Source organism: Microbacterium sp., from assembly GCF_046295495.1.
Taxonomy (GTDB): Bacteria; Actinomycetota; Actinomycetes; order Actinomycetales; family Microbacteriaceae; genus Microbacterium.
Genome location: NZ_JBKBNC010000080.1, coordinates 1 through 4,019 on the forward strand (window position 1 = coordinate 1; position 4,019 = coordinate 4,019).

The 4,019-nt window shown below is 71.3% G+C and carries 4 protein-coding genes; 2 read left to right on the top strand and 2 right to left on the bottom strand.

Features of this window, described 5'->3' with window-relative positions; all coding sequences use genetic code 11:
• Positions 1-170: 170 nt before the first annotated feature.
• Together ACK4LS_RS14575 and ACK4LS_RS14580 are read right to left on the bottom strand one after the other, a co-directional pair.
• On the bottom strand, positions 171-884 hold the full coding sequence (locus tag ACK4LS_RS14575; RefSeq protein WP_409718789.1) for a phosphatase PAP2 family protein: 714 nt from the start codon (positions 882-884) through the stop codon (positions 171-173).
• 113 nt (positions 885-997) lie between these two features.
• Positions 998-2,335 carry a multidrug effflux MFS transporter gene (locus tag ACK4LS_RS14580; RefSeq protein WP_409718792.1) on the bottom strand — a complete coding sequence of 446 codons (1,338 nt, stop codon included), beginning with the start codon at positions 2,333-2,335 and terminating at the stop codon, positions 998-1,000.
• A gap of 232 nt (positions 2,336-2,567) precedes the next feature.
• Between ACK4LS_RS14580 and ACK4LS_RS14585 the strand changes: the two genes are divergently transcribed.
• Both ACK4LS_RS14585 and ACK4LS_RS14590 read left to right on the top strand, forming a co-directional pair.
• The gene (locus ACK4LS_RS14585; protein WP_409718794.1) at positions 2,568-3,275 is read left to right on the top strand and encodes a DUF3105 domain-containing protein; all 708 of its coding nucleotides are present in this window, start codon (positions 2,568-2,570) and stop codon (positions 3,273-3,275) included.
• Position 3,276: 1 nt separating this feature from the next.
• The gene (locus tag ACK4LS_RS14590; protein WP_409718798.1) at positions 3,277-3,948 is read left to right on the top strand and encodes a DUF305 domain-containing protein; all 672 of its coding nucleotides are present in this window, start codon (positions 3,277-3,279) and stop codon (positions 3,946-3,948) included.
• Positions 3,949-4,019: the final 71 nt, after the last annotated feature.

Below are 4,019 nucleotides of genomic sequence, written 5' to 3' on the forward strand. Positions count from 1 at the left end.
GGGCACGGGCCGCCGCGGCGGCCGCCTCGGCCGCAGCGAGGTCCGCGCGGGCCCGGGCCAGGCGCAGCTCCGCCTCGGCGGCCTCCGCCTCGGCCCGCAGGCGCGCGATCTCCGTCTCGGCCGGAGACGGATCGGAGGGCGCGTGGCCGGGCTCGCTCATGCGCGTCAGCCTACGACGAGGCCGCTTCCCCGGCATCCGCGCCTCTCAGCGTCTCCTGACGGGCACGGCGGATGGTGAGCCGGTCCTCGTCCCGCGCCCGCAGCCGCGAGAACACCGCAGCCAGCACCAGGGCGGCCCCTGCCCCCACCAGCGCTCCGCCCACGGTGTCCGACAGCCAGTGGGCGTGGAGATAGGTGCGGCTGAAGGCCATCAGCACCACCCAGACGATCCCGACGATGCGCACCCATGCGCGGGGGAAGAGCACGGCGGCCACGACGGCGATCGTCGCGGCGTTGGCCGCATGCCCCGAGGGGAATGAACCGTAATCGCTGAGGATCAGGATGTCCTCGGGCCGCGCGCGCCCGAACGTGTGCTTGAGCACCTGCACGAGCAGGGCGCTGCCCACCGACGCGGTCAAGAAGTACAGGGCCGACCATTGTCGACGAGACAGGAACAGCGCCAGGGCGCCGAGGAGCGGAACGATCAGCACGGCGGTGACATGGCCGCCGACGGTGTCCATCGCCAGCGCGAACACGTAGAGCGGCTCCGAGGGAGCGGCGACGAACAGCTGGTTCCACCACACGTCCACCGCGAACGGGCTCGGCCCCCGGAAGAACACCCACGCCCCCAGGCCGCAGGCCAGGGCGATCAGGACGACGCCGACGACGGCCCGGAAACGCTGAGGTCGCGTGTCGAGTACGTCGTCTATCGCGGTGGCATCCATCGCCTCATGATGCCGTGTCCGTGCCCCCGGCGGAACCGACCGGCCCCACCCGCCCTCGCCGCGGCCGCTCTGCTACTGTGTGCGACCGCGACGCACGGGTGGGCGGGATCGGCTCAGGGCGCGAGGCGCTCGACCGTGCGCGGGCGCACGAGCACCCACAGCGAGATCACGCCGACGACGGCGCAACCCACCATCACGGATGCCATGGTCGTGGCGGTGATGCCCGACCCGGTCGCGAGCAGGCCCACGAGCGGCGAGATGATCCCGGCCACACCGAAGTTGGCCGCGCCGATGATCGACTGCGCCGTGCCGGCGGCCTTGCCGTGCCGGTCGAGGGCGAGCACCTGGGCGCAGGGGAACGTGAAGCCGCACGCGGTCATGAAGAAGAACAGCGGCACGATCGTGCCCCACAGCCCCAGCCCCAGCTGGTCGGTCACGACGATCGCGCCCCCGGCCAGCACGAGCACCGTGGTCGAGAAGGCGAGCACCCACTGCGGACCGAAGCGTGCCGCCAGCCGCGAGGCCACCTGCACGCCCACCACGACGCCGACCGAGTTGGCGGCGAAGAGCACGCCGTACAGCTGCGCGTTGAAACCGTAGGTCACCTGGAACAGGAACGAGGATGCCGACAGGTACGAGAACAGTCCGCTGAATGTCATGGCGCCGATGATGAGCACGCCGATGAACACGCGGTCGCGGAACACGCTCGCGTACCGCTGCCAGACGGTGGTCGCCCCGGGGCCGCCGCGACGGGCCGCCGGCAGGGTCTCGGGGACGAACAGGATCGCCGACACCAGCATGACCGCGCCGTAGACGGCCAGCACCACGAAGATGCCGCGCCAGTTCATCACCAGCAGCAGTGCCGACCCGGCCAGGGGCGCGAGCACGGGAGCGACACCCGACACCATCGCCATGCGCGAGAGCATGACGACCAGGCGGCGACCGCCGAACAGGTCGCGGATGATCGCCGCGGCGACCACGCCACCGGCGGCCGCCCCGGCCCCCATGAGCACGCGGGCGATCGAGAGGGTCCCCAGCGTCGGGGCGAGGGCGGCGAAGATGCTCGCCGCCACGTGCAGCGCGGTGACCGAGAGCAGCGGGATGCGGCGTCCCACCTTGTCGCTGAGCGGGCCGACGATGAGCTGCCCCAGGGCGAAGCCGACCATCGTGCCGGTCAGGGTGAGCTGGATCGCGGCGGCGGTGGTCTGGAAATCGGCCTCGAGCACGGGGAACGCCGGCAGATAGAGGTCGATCGTGAACGGGCCGAGGGCCGTCAACGCGCCCAGCACGATGATGTAGAGCACACGACGCGACGCGGGGATGGAGTCGCCCGGATGCAGCACGATCGGGGCGGTCGCGGGGTTCTTGCCGAGGGCACGGATGGCGCCGGTGTTCGTGGGCACCGACCGGGACGGGGTCGGGATGATGGGGTGGGAGGCAGTATCGAGCACGCGTCTGGTTTCGTTTCGCAACACGGACAGCCCGACACCGGCCGGGCTGAGAAAAAGGGGGGATCGTCGAACCTCGAATCGATTCGACATCGTCATACTACCGTGACTCACCCGCGTGCCACCATCCCCGCTCGCGGGTTCCTCCCAGGCCAACGGCCCATTCACCCGAATAGTCTGGACACGTCGGCGGATGCCGATGTGTCCCGCCCCGAAGAGAGACAGAACACAGCGCATGAGCTCCCCCTCCGATAAGCGAGCGAGCGGAAACCCCGCCACGCAGGCCCAGATCGACCTCACCGTGAAGCAGCAGCGCGAGCAGAAGCGCCAGGAGAAGCTCGCGGCGTACCAGAAGCAGGTCGCCCGACGTAAGCGCGGCAAGCTCGTCTGGTGGGTCGTCGGTTCGACGGCGGCTCTCGCGGTGATCGGCCTCGTCGTGGCATCCTTCGCCTTCGCCCCCGCTCCCCCCACGAGCTACCAGGCCGGCAACAGCACCGGACGCGAGATCGAGGGCGTGCAGACGTTCGAGAACCGCTCCGACCACGTGCAGGGCGCCGTGACCTACGACCAGACGCCCCCGGCCGGCGGTCCGCACAACCCCGTCTGGCTGAACTGCGGCGTCTACACCGAGCCCCAGCAGAACGAGAACGCCGTGCACTCGCTCGAGCACGGGGCGATCTGGATCACCTACGACCCCGAGCGGGTCGACGAAGCCGGCCTCGACGCCCTCAAGGCCGTCATGCCCTCGAGCTACGCGCTGCTCTCGCCCTACCCCGGCCTCGACACCCCCGTCGCGGTCAGCGCGTGGAACCACCAGCTCAAGGTCGACGACCCTAGCGACCCCCGCATCGCGGAGTTCTTCACCGAGTTCTGGCGCAGCCAGAACGCCCCCGAGCCCAACGCCGCGTGCTCGGGCGCCGTCGACGGCCCCGGCAAGGCCTGACGTGAGCGACGACGCCCCGGTCGCGCGTCCCGCGGCCCGGTGGGCCGTCGTCGCCCTCGTCGCGGTCGCGGTGATCGGCGTCGCCTTCGCGATCGGACGCTTCACCGCGTTCGGCGCGACGGCGGCGCCCGCGCACCCCTCCGACACCTCCGCCGAGGCGGGCTTCGCCCGCGACATGCAGGTGCATCACACGCAGGCCGTGCTCATGGCGATGGAGATCTACCGCAAGACCTCCGACGACGAGCTGCGCACGCTCTCGTACGACATCGCCACGGCGCAGGCCGGTCAGCGCGGCGAGATGTTCGGGTGGCTGGTGGAGTGGGGTCTGCCCCAGGCCTCGAGCCAGCCGCTCATGACGTGGATGGAGAAGTCGGGCGAGCACAGCCACGGCGACACCGCCGCGCTCACCGAGCAGCAGTTGCTCGACGAGATGGGCATGGCCACCGACGCGCAGCTGGATCAGCTGCGCACGCTCGAGGGCCGGCCGGCCGACTGCCTCTTCCTCGACCTCATGATCCGCCACCATCAGGGCGCGATCCCCATGGCGGAAGCCATCATCGAGCTGGGCGACGACGCACGCGTGAAGGAGGTCGCCGGCGCCATCGTCACCGGCCAGTCCAGCGAGCTCGACGCCATGCGCGACATCCAGTCGCGCCTCGCCTGCGGCACCTGACCCGCGCCGCCGCGCGACTCGCCGCGCCCCCGTGCCCCCCGCGCCCCGCGCCGCCCGCGCCCCGCGCTCCG

What these genes read in the sequence shown, in the direction of transcription:
- ACK4LS_RS14575 (WP_409718789.1), bottom strand. Translation starts at nt 884, where the DNA reads ATGGATGCCACCGCGATAGACGACGTACTCGACACGCGACCTCAGCGT.
- ACK4LS_RS14585 (WP_409718794.1), top strand. Translation starts at nt 2,568, where the DNA reads ATGAGCTCCCCCTCCGATAAGCGAGCGAGCGGAAACCCCGCCACGCAG.